The sequence below is a fragment of the Pseudogemmobacter sp. W21_MBD1_M6 genome (assembly GCF_052119585.1).
Classification (GTDB): Bacteria; Pseudomonadota; Alphaproteobacteria; order Rhodobacterales; family Rhodobacteraceae; genus JBGQOJ01.
The window spans coordinates 39,981-58,276 of sequence record NZ_JBGQOJ010000003.1; the positions used below are offsets into that span (position 1 = coordinate 39,981).

General features: G+C 61.9%; 22 protein-coding genes. 14 read left to right on the forward strand and 8 right to left on the reverse strand.

Annotated elements, in window-relative coordinates:
• Positions 1-49: 49 nt before the first annotated feature.
• Positions 50-1,210, reverse strand: a complete 1,161-nt coding sequence (locus ACEN2R_RS05705) for a deoxyguanosinetriphosphate triphosphohydrolase (RefSeq protein WP_442040117.1) — start codon at positions 1,208-1,210, stop codon at positions 50-52.
• Between the two features lie 61 nt (positions 1,211-1,271).
• Here ACEN2R_RS05705 and ACEN2R_RS05710 point away from each other — a divergent pair, with 61 nt between their 5' ends.
• The 3 genes from ACEN2R_RS05710 (at position 1,272) to xth (ending at position 3,422) form a co-directional block, all read left to right on the forward strand.
• Positions 1,272-1,595 (forward strand): HesB/IscA family protein, encoded by a 324-nt coding sequence (locus ACEN2R_RS05710; protein ID WP_442040430.1) that lies wholly within the window; start codon positions 1,272-1,274, stop codon positions 1,593-1,595.
• A gap of 251 nt (positions 1,596-1,846) precedes the next feature.
• Positions 1,847-2,569 carry a hypothetical protein gene (locus ACEN2R_RS05715; protein WP_442040119.1) on the forward strand — a complete coding sequence of 241 codons (723 nt, stop codon included), beginning with the start codon at positions 1,847-1,849 and terminating at the stop codon, positions 2,567-2,569.
• A 73-nt stretch (positions 2,570-2,642) separates the two neighbouring features.
• The gene (gene xth / locus ACEN2R_RS05720; protein WP_442040121.1) at positions 2,643-3,422 is read left to right on the forward strand and encodes an exodeoxyribonuclease III; all 780 of its coding nucleotides are present in this window, start codon (positions 2,643-2,645) and stop codon (positions 3,420-3,422) included.
• On the opposite strand, the gene ACEN2R_RS05725 is transcribed toward xth, so the two are convergent.
• Both ACEN2R_RS05725 and dksA read right to left on the reverse strand, forming a co-directional pair.
• Entirely contained in the window at positions 3,419-4,585 is a 1,167-nt protein-coding gene (locus tag ACEN2R_RS05725; RefSeq protein ID WP_442040123.1) for an FAD-dependent oxidoreductase, read from the reverse strand. The genes xth and ACEN2R_RS05725 overlap by 4 nt on opposite strands.
• 75 nt (positions 4,586-4,660) lie before the next feature.
• The gene (dksA, locus tag ACEN2R_RS05730) at positions 4,661-5,083 is read right to left on the reverse strand and encodes an RNA polymerase-binding protein DksA (RefSeq protein WP_442040125.1); all 423 of its coding nucleotides are present in this window, start codon (positions 5,081-5,083) and stop codon (positions 4,661-4,663) included.
• A 187-nt stretch (positions 5,084-5,270) separates the two neighbouring features.
• Here dksA and ACEN2R_RS05735 point away from each other — a divergent pair, with 187 nt between their 5' ends.
• The 9 genes from ACEN2R_RS05735 (at position 5,271) to ACEN2R_RS05775 (ending at position 12,329) form a co-directional block, all read left to right on the forward strand.
• A complete protein-coding gene (locus ACEN2R_RS05735; protein WP_442040127.1) occupies positions 5,271-6,110 on the forward strand; it encodes an AAA family ATPase in 840 nt (279 codons plus the stop codon).
• The gene (locus ACEN2R_RS05740; RefSeq protein WP_442040129.1) at positions 6,110-6,550 is read left to right on the forward strand and encodes a GNAT family N-acetyltransferase; all 441 of its coding nucleotides are present in this window, start codon (positions 6,110-6,112) and stop codon (positions 6,548-6,550) included. The genes ACEN2R_RS05735 and ACEN2R_RS05740 overlap by 1 nt, the downstream gene beginning before the upstream one ends.
• Before the next feature lie 2 nt (positions 6,551-6,552).
• Positions 6,553-7,920: a DUF2927 domain-containing protein gene (locus ACEN2R_RS05745; RefSeq protein WP_442040131.1), complete on the forward strand. Its 1,368-nt coding sequence runs from the start codon at positions 6,553-6,555 to the stop codon at positions 7,918-7,920.
• 3 nt (positions 7,921-7,923) lie between these two features.
• Entirely contained in the window at positions 7,924-8,085 is a 162-nt protein-coding gene (locus tag ACEN2R_RS05750; RefSeq protein WP_442040133.1) for a hypothetical protein, read from the forward strand.
• A gap of 4 nt (positions 8,086-8,089) precedes the next feature.
• Complete coding sequence (locus ACEN2R_RS05755; protein ID WP_442040135.1) at positions 8,090-9,277, forward strand: vWA domain-containing protein; 1,188 nt, start codon at positions 8,090-8,092, stop codon at positions 9,275-9,277.
• A gap of 206 nt (positions 9,278-9,483) precedes the next feature.
• Positions 9,484-10,632 (forward strand): M24 family metallopeptidase, encoded by a 1,149-nt coding sequence (locus ACEN2R_RS05760; protein ID WP_442040137.1) that lies wholly within the window; start codon positions 9,484-9,486, stop codon positions 10,630-10,632.
• A 6-nt stretch (positions 10,633-10,638) separates the two neighbouring features.
• Positions 10,639-10,983, forward strand: coding sequence for a hypothetical protein (locus ACEN2R_RS05765; RefSeq protein WP_442040139.1), 345 nt, complete (start codon positions 10,639-10,641; stop codon positions 10,981-10,983).
• Positions 10,980-11,600, forward strand: coding sequence for a DedA family protein (locus tag ACEN2R_RS05770; protein ID WP_442040141.1), 621 nt, complete (start codon positions 10,980-10,982; stop codon positions 11,598-11,600). The genes ACEN2R_RS05765 and ACEN2R_RS05770 overlap by 4 nt, the downstream gene beginning before the upstream one ends.
• A gap of 42 nt (positions 11,601-11,642) precedes the next feature.
• Entirely contained in the window at positions 11,643-12,329 is a 687-nt protein-coding gene (locus ACEN2R_RS05775) for a M48 family metallopeptidase (protein ID WP_442040143.1), read from the forward strand.
• Positions 12,330-12,344: 15 nt separating this feature from the next.
• Here ACEN2R_RS05775 and ACEN2R_RS05780 read toward each other — a convergent pair whose 3' ends face one another.
• From ACEN2R_RS05780 to ACEN2R_RS05795, 4 genes are all read right to left on the reverse strand, one after another.
• Positions 12,345-12,899, reverse strand: a complete 555-nt coding sequence (locus tag ACEN2R_RS05780; protein ID WP_442040145.1) for an RSP_2648 family PIN domain-containing protein — start codon at positions 12,897-12,899, stop codon at positions 12,345-12,347.
• Positions 12,899-14,098: an RSP_2647 family RNA methyltransferase gene (locus ACEN2R_RS05785; RefSeq protein WP_442040147.1), complete on the reverse strand. Its 1,200-nt coding sequence runs from the start codon at positions 14,096-14,098 to the stop codon at positions 12,899-12,901. The genes ACEN2R_RS05780 and ACEN2R_RS05785 overlap by 1 nt, the downstream gene beginning before the upstream one ends.
• Positions 14,099-14,139: 41 nt before the next feature.
• Positions 14,140-14,790: a DUF6778 family protein gene (locus tag ACEN2R_RS05790; RefSeq protein ID WP_442040149.1), complete on the reverse strand. Its 651-nt coding sequence runs from the start codon at positions 14,788-14,790 to the stop codon at positions 14,140-14,142.
• A gap of 198 nt (positions 14,791-14,988) precedes the next feature.
• A complete protein-coding gene (locus tag ACEN2R_RS05795) occupies positions 14,989-15,162 on the reverse strand; it encodes an RSP_7527 family protein (RefSeq protein ID WP_442040151.1) in 174 nt (57 codons plus the stop codon).
• A 190-nt stretch (positions 15,163-15,352) separates the two neighbouring features.
• Between ACEN2R_RS05795 and edd the strand changes: the two genes are divergently transcribed.
• The gene (gene edd, locus ACEN2R_RS05800; RefSeq protein WP_442040153.1) at positions 15,353-17,158 is read left to right on the forward strand and encodes a phosphogluconate dehydratase; all 1,806 of its coding nucleotides are present in this window, start codon (positions 15,353-15,355) and stop codon (positions 17,156-17,158) included.
• A gap of 66 nt (positions 17,159-17,224) precedes the next feature.
• Complete coding sequence (gene eda / locus ACEN2R_RS05805) at positions 17,225-17,869, forward strand: bifunctional 4-hydroxy-2-oxoglutarate aldolase/2-dehydro-3-deoxy-phosphogluconate aldolase (RefSeq protein WP_442040155.1); 645 nt, start codon at positions 17,225-17,227, stop codon at positions 17,867-17,869.
• A gap of 128 nt (positions 17,870-17,997) precedes the next feature.
• Here the strand turns inward: eda and ACEN2R_RS05810 are convergent, their stop codons facing one another.
• Positions 17,998-18,294: a hypothetical protein gene (locus ACEN2R_RS05810; protein WP_442040431.1), complete on the reverse strand. Its 297-nt coding sequence runs from the start codon at positions 18,292-18,294 to the stop codon at positions 17,998-18,000.
• Positions 18,295-18,296 lie beyond the last annotated feature (2 nt).

Below are 18,296 nucleotides of genomic sequence, written 5' to 3' on the forward strand. Positions count from 1 at the left end.
AACACATTCTCCGCATGGGTGCCGTTACAGGCACCGTTAACCTTAACGCCTAGGCTGTCAGTCGTGCATGTTCCTGCAGGGCAAAGCGGTCTGTCATCCCGGCAATATAGTCGGCCACGATCCGGGCCAGCGCGATTTCGCTGTCGGCCTCCGCCACGTCCTTGCGCCACTGCTTGGGCAATAATTCGGGCTGCGCCATGAACAGCGGGAACAGATCGTTGACCACCCCCGTCACCATCACGCGCATCTCTATCACCGACGGGGCGCGGTACATGCGATGATACAGGAAGTCCCGGATCACCTTCAGGCTGGTCCAGACCCTAGGGCTGAATTGCACCAGTTGCCGCCCCGCATGGCGCACGTCATAGGCCGTCTGCGGGTCAAGTTCCGCAATCCGCGCGCGGCTCACGTCGATCACATCCGAGACAAGGATGCCAAAGAACCGGCGCAAGGCCTCGTGACGGCGGCGATAGTAGTTCAGATCGGGGTATCTGGCGTCGACTTCGGCAAAGCACCCGTCCAGAAGCGGCAATTCCGCAAGCTCGTCCGTCGAAAACAGTTCCGCCCGAAGCCCGTCATGCAGGTCGTGGTTGTTATAGGCAACATCGTCGGAAATCGCCGCCACCTGTGCCTCGGCCGACGCATAGGTGCCCAGTTCCAGATCGTGCCGCGCATTGTAATCGGCCAAAGCATAGGGGATGTCGCCGGTCACGGGACCGTTGTGCTTGGCGATCCCTTCCAGCGTTTCCCAGGTCAGGTTCAACCCGTCCCATTCCGCATAATGCCGCTCCAGCGAGGTGACGATGCGGATCGCCTGCGCGTTGTGGTCGAACCCGCCGTAGGGCCGCATCAAAAGCCCCAGCGCGTCCTCGCCGGTATGGCCGAAGGGCGTGTGCCCGAGATCATGCGCCAGCGCCACCGCCTCTGTCAGTTCCGAATTGAGGCCAAGGGCTGCGGAAATCGTGCGGGCAACCTGCGCGACCTCGATCGAATGGGTCAGACGGGTGCGGAAATAGTCGCCCTCATGTTCGATAAACACCTGTGTCTTGTGCTTTAGCCGCCGGAACGCGCTTGCATGGATGATCCGGTCGCGGTCGCGCTGGAAACACGAACGGAACGCGCTTTCCTCTTCGGGATACAGTCGCCCGCGCGTTTGCGCCGGGTCAGAGGCGTAAGTCTGTCGCATGGTGTGTCCCTGTCCTTGTCGCATGACGTTGCTTCGCTTATATGGGAGTTATACGCCATTGGAAACCAAGGCTTACATCATGACCCTGACACTGCCCCCCAAAGTGACATCCCGCGCGTTTGACCGTCTGGCCGAGATCGGCGCCGCAGCCGACGGCAAGGCCCTGCGCATCGCCGTCGAAGGCGGCGGCTGCTCGGGGTTCCAGTATGACATCAAACTGGACGAGGTTGCGGCCGATGATCTGGTGCTGGAACGCGCCGGAGAGAAAGTCGTGGTTGATTCCGTCTCGTTGCCGTTTCTGGCAAATGCGGTAATCGACTTCACCGAAGAGCTGATCGGCGCGCGGTTCGTGATCGAGAACCCGAATGCCAGTTCAAGCTGCGGCTGCGGCACCAGCTTTTCCATGTAAGCCGGCAGAGGCGCCTTGCGGCGCCATTTCTTCTGGCACTTCGTGCGATGTGCGCTCCGCGCGGGGATATCTGAACCAAAAAGACAGGCAAGAAGACCGCTGTCATTCTTCTCGGCAAAAATACTCAATCTTTCTTGATGCTTGGCCGCTGGCGGCTGCGATGATCTTTTTCCTGACCTGCGGCAGAAAACAGTCGCCTTGAGGGGCCTTCGGGCTATCCTTGGTTCTGTGAAACGGGCAGGCGGAAAAAGATGACGGTCGTATTGATCCTTGGCAGCGGTCCGAATGTGACGACATGCCGGTCCTGGCCGCGCGCGCCATTTGATGTGATCTCGGTGATCAACAACGCCTGGCGGGTTCGTCCCGATTGGGACGAGGTGATATTTCCCGAAGATTTCCCGATCAACCGCAGACCCGCAGGTTTGAGCGCTGGTCAGCGGCTTGTTACCGCAGATGATTTTGTTCCGGCCCAGAACGCCCTTGGCGGGTTTGTCTATGCGGGGGGAACGATGGCGTTTACCGCCGCATATTACGCGCTGCACGCCCACCGGCCCCGCGTCATCGCCATGCTGGGCTGCGATATGGTTTACCCTGCGGCAATAAACACACATTTCTACGGCACAGGCACCGCGGACCCGTTGCGTGACGATGTCACCCTGCAAAGTCTGGAGGCGAAATCCGCGCGGCTTATGGCGTTGGCGGCGCGACAGGGCTGCGCGATGGTCAATCTTTCGCGCGATCCCAGCCGCCTTGTGTTTCCGCGCAGTGCTCCGGGCGGGGTGGTCACCGCCCGCCCCCTTGCCTTTGACCCCCTGCCCGTCGCAAATGCGCTGGACGCCGAGGCTGCCCTTGGTGCCTATATACCGTCTGGCCGCTATTGGGAAAGCGAAGTGCCGCTGGATGCTGCGGCTTTGGGGGCGATCGACGCGCTGTGGCTTGCGGCCCTGCCCGCCGGCCACCCGTGCCCTGTCTGAATAAACCGGGCGCTGGCGTCTTGTGCCGCACCGCCTTGCGCCGTTACAACCGGGCAAAGCACCGGAGGGTTCCATGAAAATCGCCACGTTCAACATCAACGGCATCAAGGCCCGCATCGACGCCCTGCCCGCCTGGCTGCGCGAGGCCGCGCCCGATGTAGCCCTTTTGCAAGAGATCAAGACCGTGGACGAGGGTTTCCCGCGCGGCCTGTTCGAGGATATGGGCTATAACGTCGAAACCCATGGCCAGAAGGGGTTCAACGGCGTGGCGATCCTGTCGAAGCTGCCGCTGGAAGACGTCACGCGCGGTTTGCCCGGCGACGATGACGACGAGCAGGCCCGCTGGATCGAGGCCACTGTTGTCGGCACCCGCGCGATCCGCATTTGCGGGCTGTATCTGCCCAATGGCAACCCTGTTCCCGGTCCCAAGTTCGACTACAAGCTGGCTTGGATGGAACGGCTTGCACAGCGTGCGCAGGCGCTGCTGGACGCCGAGGAGACCGCGTTGATGGCGGGGGATTACAACGTCATTCCGCAGGCCGAGGACGCGCGCAACCCCGACGCGTGGCGTGACGATGCGCTGTTCAGGCCGGAATCGCGTGCAGCGTTCCGGCGGGTTCTGAACCTTGGCTTTACCGAGGCGTTTCGCGCCCGCACCCGCGGCCCCGGTCATTATAGTTTCTGGGATTATCAGGCAGGCGCATGGGAAAAGAACAACGGCATCCGTATCGACCATTTCCTGCTGACGCCGCAATGCGCCGATCTGTTGCTGGACTGCCAGATCGACAGTGCCGTGCGCGGCGGCGACAAGCCGTCGGACCATGTTCCTGTCTGGCTAGAGCTGGACGCCTAGGCGGCGGTCGCGTCGAACCGGTAAAGCCAGTCGAACTTGCGCGCGGCCAGTTGCGGTGCCAATGTCGAGGCGATCCGCAGGGCCGAATGCGCGGCAAAGCGCAGCGGCGGGAACGCCAGATGGTAGTTTCGCGCGTTGCGGCTGGCGGCGTCGATCACCTTCGTGACCCTTGCGTGGCGGCGGCTTTGATACAGGGCAAAACCTTGGGTGGTGCTGTCGGTCATTGCCAGACTATCCGCCAGAACCCAGGCATCCTCCAGCGCCATATTCGCCCCCTGCGCCAGAAATGGCAGGGTTGGGTGGGCGGCGTCGCCCAGAATGGCGGCACAGCCCTGATGCCAGCGTTGGGCGACCGGATGGCGGAACAGGCCCCAAAGATGGGTCTCTTGCACGTCGTCCAGCATCACCCGCACGTCGGGCGCGAAATCGGCGAAAGCCTCGCGCAGGTTGGCGGGGTCGTCGCGGTGGTTCCAGCCCTCGTCGGCCCATGTGCGGCGTTCCTGAACCGCCACGATGTTGCGCAGGGTGCCACCGCGTAGCGGATAGCTGACGATGTGGCGACCGGGGCCCATATGCACGGTGACTGCGGTTGACGGATCCGCGGCAGGAACCACGGCGCGCCATGCCACCTGTCGGGTAAAGACGGGCGGCGCTGCGGGGTTCATGGCGGGGCGCACTTTGGAATGAAGCCCGTCTGCCCCGATCAGAACCTCTGCCTCGTGGATGGCCCCCTGCGCGGTTGTCAGATAGGCGACGTCAGGTTCTATATCGACGCCGGTGATATGGTGCAGCAGACGGATCTTGACGCCCGCCGCCCGCGTGGCATCGGCCAGAATGCCGATCAGATCGGCGCGGTGCAGAAAGAAGTAGGACAGGCCCGCGTCTTGCATCAGATCAAGCTGGAAGACCGGCTTGCCCTGCCTGTAGTCGCGCAGCACGACACGGCTGCCGCGCAGACCGGCGGCGGTGATGGCATCGCCCAGACCAAGGCCCCGCAGCACGGCAAATCCGTTCGGGCTGATCTGAAGTCCGGCGCCGACCTCCGACAAGGCCTCGGCCTGTTCCAGAACCGTTACATCCGCACCGCGAAGCGCCAGCGCCAGCGCCGTTGCCAGCCCGCCTATACCTGCGCCCAGAACGCAGACTTTCTTTCCGATCAACATCTTGCCATGCCCTGAAATAAAAACACCGGAGCAGTGACGCTCCGGCGTTTCAATCTGCGTATCCTGTCGTTCCGATCAATCGTCGCGGTGCACTTTTTCGCGGCGCTCGTGGCGTTCCTGTGCCTCCAGGCTCATCGTGGCGATAGGGCGGGCATCAAGGCGTTTCAACGAAATAGGCTCTCCTGTTTCTTCGCAATAGCCGAATTCACCATCGTCGATGCGCCGGATTGCAGCCTCGATCTTGCTGACCAACTTGCGCTGGCGGTCGCGCGTCCGAAGTTCCAGCGCGCGATCCGTCTCTTCCGAGGCGCGGTCTGTGACGTCGGGAATGTTGCGTGTGCCGTCTTGCAGGCCTTCGATTGTGTCGCGGCTGTCGTCCATCAGGTCGGACTTCCAGTTCAGCAGCTTACGACGGAAATATGCCAACTGGCGTTCATTCATAAACGGTTCGTCCTCGGCGGGACGGTAGTCTTCTGGAAGAAAAGATTCGGCTTTCATAGCGGCGTCCTTTTGCAGTCCGGCGGCTGGTCTGGCAGGTTGATCGGCATCCACAGTCATCCGGTCCTCTTTCGCCGATCATCTAGCGCAAGCCCACGGCATTGTCACTAGCCTTTAGTCCCTTTTTGATGCATTTCACACCTGAACCCGTGACATAAACACTTTGGTAGAGGCCGCGAGAAACACTATGAAATTCACCGGAACAGACGCCTATGTCGCGACCGACGATCTGACCGTCGCCGTCAACGCCGCCGTGGCACTGGAACGCCCGCTTTTGGTCAAAGGCGAGCCTGGAACAGGCAAGACGGAACTGGCACGTCAGGTCAGCGCGGCCCTGGGATTGCCGATGATCGAATGGCACATCAAGTCGACCACAAAGGCACAGCAGGGGCTGTACGAATATGACGCCGTCAGCCGGTTGCGCGACAGCCAATTGGGTGACGCGCGGGTGAACGATGTGAAGAACTACATCCGCAAGGGCAAGCTGTGGCAGGCCTTCGAGGCACCGGGCCGCGTGGTCCTGCTGATCGACGAGATCGACAAGGCCGACATAGAATTCCCGAATGACCTGTTGCAGGAACTCGACCGGATGGAGTTTCACGTCTACGAGACCGGCGAGACGATCCGCGCCGTCAACCGCCCCATCGTCATCATCACGTCGAACAACGAAAAGGAACTGCCCGACGCGTTCCTGCGCCGGTGTTTCTTTCACTACATTCGGTTTCCGGACATGGACACGATGCGCAAAATCGTGACGGTTCATCATCCCGACATCAAAGAGGCGCTGCTTGCCACAGCACTAACCCAGTTCTTCGATCTGCGCGACACGCCGGGGCTGAAGAAAAAGCCATCGACATCAGAGGTGCTGGACTGGTTGAAACTGTTGCTGGCCGAAGATCTGACCCCCGAAGACCTGAAACGCGACGGGGCAAAGGCGCTGCCAAAACTGCATGGTGCGCTGTTGAAGAACGAACAGGACGTTCATCTGTTCGAACGCCTTGCCTTTATCGCACGGGGGCAACGCTGATGCTGGATATCAGGCCCGTCACCCGATCCGACGAGGCGGACTGGCGCCGCCTCTGGGCGGCCTATCTGGCCTTCTACAACACAGAACTGCCAGAGGCGGTCTATGTCTCTACCTTTGAACGCCTGTTGGGCTGCGATCCGCAGGATTACAACGGCTTGATCGCGACGGTGGACGGCCGCGCGGTCGGCCTGACCCATTATCTGTTCCACCGCCACGGTTGGAAGATCGAAAACACCTGCTATTTGCAGGACCTCTACGCCGACCCGGACGTGCGGGGACAAGGCATAGGGCGCGCCCTGATCGAGGCGGTTTACGCTGCGGCAGACAAAATGGGGGCACCATCGGTTTATTGGATGACGCAGGATTACAATTCGACGGCGCGCAAGCTATATGACCGTATTGGCACGCTGACGCCCTTTATCAAATACGCAAGGTCATAAATATGTTGCGCATTCTGCTTTTCGCTTTTCTTGGCCTTGCAGCCTGCGCTCCTGTTGCCCCCGAACAACCCAACCGCCGTATGCCACCCGATGTTGTGTTACCCCCGATGAAAACCTTCGGGGCCGCGCGTGTGACCCCGCCGCAGCGATCCAACCGCGATATGGCCACCGATTTTCTGGAGCTGTCGTTCCAGATGGAAAGCGGCCGCAGCCTGCAGACTCTGACCCGCTTCGAGGGGCCGGTGACCGTCAGCGTGGCGGGCCCTGCCCCCTCGACCCTCGGCCCCGATCTGGATCAGGTCATTGCGCGGTTCCGCCGCGAGGCCGGCATCGACATTTCACGCGCGCCGAACGGCAAGAAGGGTCGCATCGCGATCGAGGTTCTGCCCCATGCCGAACTTCAGCGATTTGTGCCGCAGGCCGCCTGTTTCGTGGTGCCGCGCATGTCCAGCTGGGCAGAGTTCCGCGCCAATCGCCGCAGCCGGTCGCTTGACTGGTCGACCCTGACATCGCGCGATCAAGTGGCCGTGTTCATCCCCGACGACGTCAGCCCGCAAGAGGTGCGCGACTGCCTGCACGAAGAACTGGCGCAGGCGCTGGGGCCGCTGAACGATCTGTATCGCCTGCCTGATTCCGTATTCAACGACGACAATTTCCACACCGTCCTGACCGGTTTCGACATGCTGATGCTGCGGGTCTATTATTCCCCCGAACTGGCCAGCGGCATGTCGCGCGATCAGGTCGCGGCCCGCCTGCCGGCCTTGCTGGCGCGATTGAACCCCGCAGGCTTGTCCATGGCCAGCAATCCCGCAGGCCCCACCCCGCGCGTATGGGTCGAGGCGCTTGAAACCGCGCTGGGGCCACGCACCGCAGGTGCCGCGCGCCGCGCCGCCGCCCGCAAGGCCGTCACCATCGCCCGACAGCAAGGATGGACCGACACGCGGCTGGCGTTCAGCATCTTCGCCCTTGGCCGCCTGTCGTTGCCCACGGAAGCCGATCTGGCCCTGTCGTCATTTCTGACCGCAGGCCGGATCTATCAGTCCAGCCCGACGACACGGGTGCAGGCCGCACATGTCGCCATGCAGCTGGCGGTTTTCGCGCTGTCATCGGGCGATGCGGAAACCGCGCTGGGTCTGGTGAACGCCAATCTGGCCCCCGTGGCCGACGCGCAGAACGCAGCACTTCTGGCGACGCTGCTGATCATCAAGACGCAGGCGCTTGAAAACCTTGGCCGCCCGTCCGAGGCCCGCGCAGTGCGGCTCGACAGTCTGGGGTGGGGGCGCTATGGCTTCGGCTCGGATAAGGAAGTGCGCGCGCGGCTGTCTGAAATTGCGATGCTGTCCCCCAACGGGACAAAGATCAAAGGATAAACAATGGTTTGGTTCGGTTTGGTGATTGGTGCGCTTTGGGGCGCCTATCTGGCAAGCAAGCGCGGCGGGCGCAAGATGGATATGCTGCAATACGCGGCGGGCTTTGGCATCGCCTTTGCCCTGATCGCCCTGATCGCGAACATCATCATCCTGCGCATGATGTAGGCAGATGTTCCTGCCCTTCTTCCAGAATTTACGAGACGCGGGCGTGCCCGTTTCCCTGCGCGAATATCTGGCGTTTCTGGAAGGGATGCAGGCCGGTCTGGTGACCTATGACATAGACGGGTTCTACTATCTGGCCCGCACGGTGATGGTAAAGGACGAGCGGAACCTGGACAAATTCGACCGCGCCTTTTCCGCCAGCTTCAAAGGGCTGGAGGCGATCGCGGCCCAAGACGTGCTGAACGCCGTCGACATCCCCGAAGAATGGCTGCGCAAGTTGGCCGAAAAGCATCTGAGCGCCGGGGAAAAGGCGGAAATCGAGGCGCTTGGCGGCTTCGAGAAACTGATGGAGACGCTGAAAGAGCGCCTGAAACAGCAACAAGGTCGGCACCAGGGCGGCAGCAAGTGGATCGGAACAGCCGGCACCTCGCCCTTTGGCGCCTATGGCTATAATCCCGAGGGCGTGCGCATCGGGCAGGACCAAAGCCGCCACCAGCGTGCGGTCAAGGTCTGGGACAAGCGAGAGTTCAGGAACCTCGACGACACCATCGAACTGGGCACCCGCAACATCAAGGTCGCCTTGAAACGCCTGCGCCGCTGGGCCCGCGACGGCGCCACCGAAGAGCTGGATCTGGACGGCACAATCCGCGCGACGGCGGAACACGGGTACCTTGACGTGCAAACCCGCCCCGAACGGCGCAATGCGGTAAAAGTCCTGTTGTTTCTGGACGTTGGCGGATCAATGGACCCCTATATCCGCGTGGTGGAAGAGCTGTTTTCCGCAGCACGGTCCGAGGTCAAGCACCTCGAGTCATTCTATTTCCACAACTGCCTTTACGAAGGCGTCTGGAAAGACAACCGCCGCCGCTGGGACGCGGTTACGCCCACATGGGAGGTGCTGCGCACCTATGGACCCGACTACAAATGCATCTTTGTCGGCGATGCCAGCATGTCCCCCTACGAAATCGCCTTTGCCGGTGGCGCGAACGAGCATTGGAACGAAGAACCGGGTGACGTCTGGCTGGCCCGCGCGCGCGACCAGTGGCAAAGCCATCTGTGGATCAATCCGCTGCCGGAACAGCGCTGGCACTCTACCCAGTCCATCCAGATGATCCGCCAGATTTTCGGACCGGACCGGATGGTGCCGATGACGTTGCAAGGGATCGAACGCGGGATGAAATCCCTTAGCCGGTGATCCGGTCGCGACGCCTTCGGCGTCATTTTTTCTGGCACTTCGTGCGGTTGTGCGCTGCGCGCGCGAGTATTTGGACCGAGAAGAACATACAGACTCTTCTTGGAAAAATATCCTCGCCGAAGGCATCTTTTTCGTCCATTTCGCCTGCGCGGCTTGACCGGTTGATTGGAAACGGCAACGCTGGGCCTGAAAACGGGAGAGTCCTCATGCCCTTGCATTTTGACGACGCTGAATATGCTGCGCGAAAGATATTGGCTGTCAGCGCCCTGAACGAGGCCGGGCTGGACGCGCTTTTGATGTTCGCGCCGGAAAGCCACTTCTGGCTCTGCGGTTATGACACCTTCGGGTTTGCCATGTTCCAGTGCCTTGTGCTGACCGCCTCGGGCGACCTGCATCTGTTGACCCGCGCGCCGGATCTGCGGCAGGCGCAGCATACCTCGACGCTCTGCGACGACGAAATCCACATCTGGCACGAGCGCGAAGGGGCCACGCCCGCGACCGACCTGCATGACCTGCTGGTCACACTTGGTGTTGTCACAGGCCGCATCGGGATCGAGACCCGGACGGTTGGCCTGACCGACTGGAACGGGCGCATGGTCCGGCAGGAACTGGGCGATCTGATCGAGGCGTCAGAGGTGATCAACGCCCTACGTCGCGTTAAATCGGTGGCCGAAATCGCCATGCACCGGCGTGCCGCGGCCCTGTCCGACGATGCGCTGGACGCGGGGCTGGCGCTGACGAAATCCGGCGCATTCGAGGGTGATATCCTGGCCGCGATGCAGGGTGCCGTGTTCAAGGGGGGCGGCGACTATGCGGGGAACGAATTCATCCTCGGTTCGGGCGCAGGTGCCTTGCTTTGTCGTTATTATTCAGGGCGGCGGCATCTTGATGCACAGGATCAGCTGACGCTGGAATGGTCGGGTGCCTATGCCCGCTATCAAGCCGCGATGATGCGCACCGTGGTTATCGGCACGCCGCCCAAGGCACAACTGCGGATGCATGCGGCGGCCCGCGACGCGATGGAAAGCTGCGAGGCCGCGATCCGCCCCGGTGCCTCGATGGGCGATGTGTACAAGGCGCATGCCGATGTCCTTGATCTGCACGGCATGACGCATGCCCGCCTGCAGGCTTGCGGCTATGGTATGGGTGCGGTCTTTAGTCCGATCTGGGCCGATTTTCCGATGTTCTACGAGGGCAATCCGGCATTGATGCATGTGGGACAGGTGTTTTTTCTGCATATGATCGTGATGGATTCCGACAACGGTCTGGCCATGACGCTGGGGCATTCGGTTCTGGTAACCGAGACCGGCATCGAACGTTTGTCGCGCCATCCGCTTGATCTGATCGTAAGGTAACACATCATGCGCAGCACTCTCATCCGCCTTTGGTCCGACCACAAGATCCTGACACTGGCCTTTGGAACCGCGCTTTGCGTCACTGTGTTTTTCGGGGTGCGATTGGCGCTGTTCAGCCTGTATTGGGCCGACCCCGATCATCACAGGCAAGCATTGGAAGACTGGATGACGCCGCGCTATGTCGCCCATTCCTACCATCTGCCACCAGAGGACGTGATGCGCGCGCTTTCTGGTGGGGCCGAGGTTGCGCGCCGCCCGACACTGGCCGATCTATCTGAAATCACGGGACAATCCCTGGACGACATGCAAGCCGTGATTGCAGCGATGACGGCCGAAAAGGCGCGTCCGTGACCGAATTCCTGCTCCTGCTGATCACCGGATACGGCACGCCTGTTCTGGTTGTTGTGACGTTTCTCAGCTGCCTTGCGCTGCCTGTGCCCGCCTCGTTGATGATGCTGGCGGCCGGCGGTTTTGCGGCGGCGGGCGATCTGGATCTGTCGTTGGTCTGGGGGTCCGCGCTGGTGGGGGCGGTCGCAGGCGACCAGACAGGATACGGGCTGGGCAACTGGGGGGGCGCGCGGCTGGCGCGTTGGACGAATGCCCGGCCGTCGCGTGCGGCGATGCACCGCAAGGCCCTGCGGATGGCGCAGAAATTCGGCGGGCTGGGCGTCTTCTTCAGCCGCTGGCTGTTCAGCCCGATTGGCCCCTACGTCAACGTCGCGGGGGGCGCGGCGGGGCTCGGGTGGCTTGAATTCACGCTGTGGGGGATCTCAGGAGAAATCGTCTGGGTCAGCCTGTACGTCGGGCTTGGCTATGCCTTTGCCGACAGGATAATCGAACTGGCGTCCCTTCTGGGCAGTGCAAACGGCTTTCTGGCCGGGGGGATTGTGACAGCCGGCTTGGGGATCATGTTAATGAATGCGCTGGCAAAGACGCGCAAGCGGCGGCACCGCCCGCCACAGATATGATCAAGGCTTGCCCTTGACGGCACAGCGCCCCATATCTTGGGCATGTTGAAATTCACTCCGATCCTCCTGGCCGTTGTCTATGCCCTTGTCCTCTACCGGTTTTCGGTCTGGCGGACCTCCAAGGAACTGGACCAGAAATCAACCGAACTTGCCGATCCGACGATCAAGCGCCTGACCGACCGGATGGCGCAGGCGCTGGACCTGCCCAAAATAAAGGTCCATATTTACGAGATCGAGCCGGTGAACGGCCTTGCCGCACCGGATGGGCGCATCTTCATCACGCGCGGGTTCTTCAAAAAATACCGCGCCGGAGAGGTCTCGGCAGAGGAGCTGTCCAGCGTCATCGCGCATGAACTAGGCCATGTCGCCCTTGGCCATTCCCGCCGCCGGATGATCGACTTTTCAGGCCAGAACGCAATCCGCATGGTTCTGGCCACGGTCCTGTCGCGCTTTGTGCCCGGCCTTGGCGCGTGGATCGCCAATATGCTGACCTCGGTTCTGGCCGCGCGCCTGTCGCGACAGGATGAATACGAGGCGGACGCCTATGCCTCGGCCCTGTTGCTCAAGGCGGGGATCGGAACGGAACCACAGGTCACGCTGTTTCAAAAGCTCGAGGCCTTGACCGGCGGCGGTGGCAATGCCCCCGCCTGGCTGCTGAGCCACCCAAAAACCGCGGACCGGATCAAGGCGATCAAATCGAACGAGGCCAAGTGGCAGCCCCTGCCCTGACCCGTTCTTTGTTCTCTAAATATCCAAATCCACGGTCAACGCCTTTGCAAGCCTCGGCAAACGCGCCTTTTTCAGAAGGGACCGCATGGGCTGCGGCTGGCCTGACAGGCGCTCGGCCTCGGCCCTGACCCGGTCTGCCACGGCCCGCACCACATCGGGGGCCTCTGCGAACAGCTCTCGCAACAGGCCATCGGGATCGCGGCGGATAATACCATGCTGCGCCATGATGTTGCTGGGGAAGTCTTTGGTATTCAACGTCAAAAGGCTATCGGCCTGCCCGGTGATCGCGGCGGCCAGCACATGGGTGTCGTCGGGGTCAGGCAGGTAAAGCTGCGCCTCGACAGCGGGATCTGCGCCGACCATAGCTGCGGGGAACCGGGCCTTCAGCGTCGCAATCTCGCCCCGCGCAAAGGCAGTATCGACGGGGCCCAGCTTGACCGTGGCCCGCGCCCATTCCTCTAGAATCCGTTCGGACCAGAGGGGCTGCAACAGCCCCTCTTGCGCCACGCCGATCACCACCTCGCGCATCACCGTCGGGTAAAGCACGCAGGCGTCGATCAGAACGCGCATCAGTCCAGCCGGTAGAACAAGGTCTTGAGATAGCCACTTTCGGCCAGTTGTGGCAGCAGCGGATGGTCCGGGCCGGCACCGCCGGTATAGATCAGCTGGCTCGCACGCCCTGCCCGCCCGATCCCGTTAGAGCTCGCCTTGCGGAATTTTGCCAGATCGGCGGCATGGGAACACGAACACAGACCCAGATAGCCACCCTTGGCAACCAATGGCGCCGCCAGACGCGCGACACGCTCGTAGGCGCGCAGACCGGCCTCCAGCGCGTTTTTAGACGGTGCGAAGGCGGGCGGATCGCAGACGACCACGTCAAATTGCGCGCCTTCTTCGCCAAGGGCCGTCAACACGTCGAATGCGTCGCCCTTGCGGGTTGTGAACTGATCGGCAAAGCCCGAGGCGGCAGCGCCCTGAACCGCAAGGTCCAGCGCAGGCACGGAACTGTCAACGGCCAGCGCCGATGCGGCCCCGCCAGCCAAAGCGGCCAGACCGAACCCGCCGACATGGGAAAAGACATCCAGCACCCGTGCGCCTTTGGCCAGCGAGGCCGCAAAGGCGTGGTTGGGGCGTTGGTCGAAGAACAGGCCGGTTTTCTGGCCCCCCAGAATATCGGCCATATAGGTCGCGCCGTTCATCGTGACCGGCACAGGCGCGTCCAGCGCCCCGTGCAGCACGACCATCTCTTCGGTCAGACCTTCCAGCGCGCGCACGCGGCTGGTGCCGTTCTTGACCACGTTTTTCACGCCGGTCACGGCCATCAGTGCAGCGGCCAGTTCGTTTATCATCAATTCTGACCATGCAGCGTTGGGCTGGATCACAGCCGTATCACCGAACCGGTCGATGATCACGCCGGGCAGCGCGTCGCCCTCGGCGTGGACAAGCCGGTAGAACGGCGCATCGAACAACCGCTCGCGGTGGGCCAGCGCGAATTCAAGACGGGCGGTCAGCCATGCCTGATCGACGACCGCGTCGGGGTTGCGGTCCATGATCCGGCAAAAGATCTTGGAGTTCGGGTTCACCGTGACAATGCCCATCGGCTTGCGGTCGAGATCCTCGAGCACAGCAAGCGCACCGGGCTGCAAAGCCTTGGTGCGGCGGTCGGTGACGACCTCGTTGGCATAGACCCAAGGAAAGCCGTGGCGGATTGCGCGGGCTTCGGCTTTGGCGTTGAGGCGCACAATAGGCAAAGGAGAGGACATGTTCATGCCCTCCCCTTAGTGTCTTTTTCAGTGATCGGAAAGAGGGATCAGAGGGCGTTCACCACCGCCACGTCGGAATTATCGCTGAAGATGGTCTTCTTCTGCTCTGCCGTGCCGGGGCGGGTCAGTTCCAACTGGATGACGCGGGCCAGATGTTCGGTGATCTGGACCTTCTCGGTAAAGCCGCGTGCCTCTGCCTCGATTGCCGCGTTTCCGCCCAGACCCTTCAGGTCAGAGTTGATTTCGCGGGCCGGCAGGATGATCGCGCCGGTCGTGGCGTCGCGCACCGTCATGACGAACTTGATGTTATGCACACCACCAAAGCTGTAGCGGGCCTTTTCGGACAGGGCGTGAAACCGCGCGACCTGAATATCGACGATGACGGGCTGGCCCGTGTTCTTCATCGACGCGACCCCGCGTTTCATCCCGGCGTCGAACATCGCCGCAACCTGCGCATGGCGGTCGCCCCGCGCTTCGCCGCGCCAGACGATGTCGCCCTGAGGGTAAAACAGGTTCGCTTCGGAAACGGACAAGGATTCGGGCACCGACACGCGGACATCCTTGACCGCGAATGACAACGACCTTGTGCTTAGAATGGGGCTGTCCATGGTTGATGCGCGGGTCGCGGTGTCTACCGTGGAACACGCCTGAAGCCCGAGAGCGGCAACTGCGACAAGAATAAAGCGAAGTGGTTTCATAATATAGCCTCCGAGCCCGATGCTCTGCTTCTGTTGAATGCAATTTGCAGGCCAAATGCGGCAGGAATGCGATAACAAATGCGCATTTTAAGGGTATCGAAAGTATAGCTCCATCACGTTTGACAGATCACAAAGCAAAAAGGCCACCCTTTTCAGGATGGCCATTTTCAAGTCGCAGCAAGGCTTTGACAGATCGAATTACGCCGCGTGATGCGCGGTGCCATGGGTCAGTGCGGCCCAAAGGCGTGCAACCCGGTTGGCGGACTTTGCGACCAAAGCTTTGATCGCCTCGGCCCGCATTGCGTGTGCCTCGGCTTCGATCCGGGCAAGGTTCACGCTGGATAGAACATTGGTTTCTGGTGCAGTTGTCATTTTGGTATTCCTAGATGGCGTGTTAATTTCTGTTGTCCCCTACCTAAGCCCGGAACCAATCGGCGAGTAGATCCAAATCAACAGGTCCGCTATGCACCATGCGCAAGGGACAGGGCATGCATAAAGACGATTGTTAGCGCTAACTGTCCATGTTAAGACATAGCCGAACCCACAACTGGTGGAGCACGCCATGACCCTGAACAAGACCCTGACCGCCGTCACCCAACGCATTATCGCCCGCAGCGCAGACACACGCGCGGTCTATCTGGACCGGATGCGCCGCGCAGCAGAGGACGGCCCGCGCCGCGCCCACCTGACCTGCGGCAATCAGGCCCACGCCTATGCCGCGATGGAGGGCGACAAGACCGCGCTGGTCGCCGCACGCAGTCCGAACCTCGGGATCATCACCGCCTATAACGATATGCTTTCGGCGCATAAACCGTTCGAGACCTACCCCCAGCAGATCAAGGATGTCGCGCGGCGCAACGGCGGCACGGCACAGGTCGCGGGCGGCGTGCCGGCCATGTGCGACGGCGTCACGCAGGGTCAGGCCGGCATGGAATTGTCGCTGTTCTCTCGCGATGTGATCGCTTTGGCGGCGGGCGTCGGTCTGTCGCACAACACGTTCGACGCCGCGATCTATCTTGGCGTCTGCGACAAGATCGTGCCCGGCCTTGTGATTGCCGCCGCCACATTCGGCTTTATCCCCAGCATCTTTTTGCCTGCGGGTCCGATGACCAGCGGCCTGCCCAATGACGAAAAGGCAAAGGTGCGGCAGAAATTCGCCACCGGCGAAGTCGGTCGCGAAGAACTGATGAAAGCCGAGATGGCCAGCTATCATGGCGCGGGCACCTGCACCTTTTACGGGACTGCGAACAGCAACCAGATGCTGATGGAGTTCATGGGCCTGCACCTGCCCGGCGCATCCTTCGTCAACCCCGATACGCCACTTCGCGATGCCCTGACAGAGGCAGGCACCCGCCGTGCGCTGGAAATCACCAACCTCGGGAATGACTTCCACCCGGTCTGCGACATCCTTGACGAAAAGGCATTCGTGAACGGCATTGTCGGGCTGATGGCCACTGGCGGCTCTACCAATCTGGTGCTGCACCTGCCTGCAATGGCGCGGGCTGCGGGCATTATCCTTGATTTGCAAGACTTTGCCGACCTGTCCGACGCAACACCGCTGATGGCCAAGGTCTATCCCAACGGTCTGGCCGACGTGAACCACTTTCACGCGGCGGGCGGTCTTGGCTATATGATCGGCGAGCTGCTGAAGGCCGGCCTGCTGCACCCCGACACCAAAACCGTCGCGGGCGAAGGGCTGGCCGATTACACCCGCGACCCCAAGCTGATCGACGGTGTGCTGGAATGGCACGACGGAACAGGCGTCAGCCAGAACGACCGCATCCTGCGCCCCGCCAGCGATCCGTTCCAGCCCGTGGGCGGGCTGAAGCAGTTGAACGGCAATCTGGGGCGCGGCGTGATCAAGGTCTCTGCGGTGGCCGCCGACCGTCATGTAATCGAGGCCCCCGCCCGCGTTTTCGACACGCAGGAGGCGGTAAAAGAGGCCTTCAAAGCCAAAGAACTGGACCGCGACGTGATTGTCGTTGTCCGCTTTCAGGGGCCGAAATCAAACGGCATGCCGGAACTGCACAACCTGACCCCCACCTTGGCGGTGCTTCAGGACCGCGGGTTCAAGGTGGCGCTGGTGACCGACGGGCGCATGTCCGGCGCGTCGGGCAAAGTGCCCGCCGCCATCCACGTCTCGCCAGAGGCGGCGATGGGCGGGCCGCTGGCGCGGGTTCGGGATGGCGATATCATCCGACTGGATGCCGGTGCCGGCACATTGACCGTCACCGCGGCGGGCTTTGACACACGCACGCCCGCCACGCCTGACCTTTCCAACAATAAATTCGGCATAGGCCGGGAACTGTTCGAGGTTTTCCGCCAGAACGTCGGCCCCTCGACCGAGGGCGCAGGCGTAGTTGTCTAGGCCCGGTTGTTTCACTATGACGCTGACCAACGGTGCCCTTGGGCGCCCCGCTTTCCCATCAGGAGTATGAACGTGACCCCACAAGACGCCAGCAAAAGAGCCTTCGAGGTCTGTAGCCTCGCTCCCGTCGTTCCCGTTCTGGTGATCGACGATGTGGCCCATGCCCGCCCCCTTGCCGAGGCGCTTGTCGCGGGGGGCCTACCCGCGCTGGAGGTGACCTTGCGCACCCCTGCGGCACTGGATGTGATCCGCGAGATGGCAAAGGTCAAAGGCGGCGTTGTCGGTGCCGGAACCCTCCTGACCCCCGCCGATGTTCGCGCCGCAAAAGCCGCAGGTGCCACATTCGGCGTCGCCCCCGGTGCGACAGATACCCTGTTGCAAGCCTGCGAAGACGAAGACCTGCCGCTTCTGGCCGGCGCCGCCACCGCCTCAGAGGCGATGCGCCTGCTGGAGCGCGGCTACACGATGCTGAAATTCTTCCCTGCCGAAGCCTCTGGTGGTGCCGCCGCCCTGAAAGCGATCGGCGCGCCGATCCCGCAGGTGATGTTCTGCCCGACAGGCGGCGTCACCCTGAAAAACGCGCCGGACTATCTGGCACTCCCCAACACCGTCTGCGTCGGGGGCAGCTGGGTTGCCCCGAAAGACCTGATGCTGAAGGGCGATTGGGCTGCCATCGAGGCTTTGGCCCGCGAGGCCGCCGCGCTGCGATAAAGGAGCGCCCTTACGGGCGCATTTCTTCTGGCACTTCGTGCGGTTTGCGCTTCGCGCGAGGATATTTGAACCAAGAAGAGACTTGAACCTTCTTTGTTCTAAAAATATTCATCTACGGTCAGGCGCCCTTAAACGTCGCGGGGCACACGCGCCGCGCGACCGCCGCGTCTGCCGCGCGATAGGGGGGCCTCAAGGCCCTCGCGCATGACCTGTCCCATAGGATGATCCGGCTGGGCAACACCGTAGTGCCCCAGCAAAAACAGGATCCGTTCTTTCGGGTCGGCATCGACCGGAACGCTTAAGGCCCAATCCAGAAAGATCGAGCGGCATTCAGCGGCGGTGATCCCCTCGATGTTATAGCTTTCGCGGATCAGCCCCTTGGGGTCGGCATCGGTCGGTGTCATGGGTTCGCTTTCTTGTGTCATCG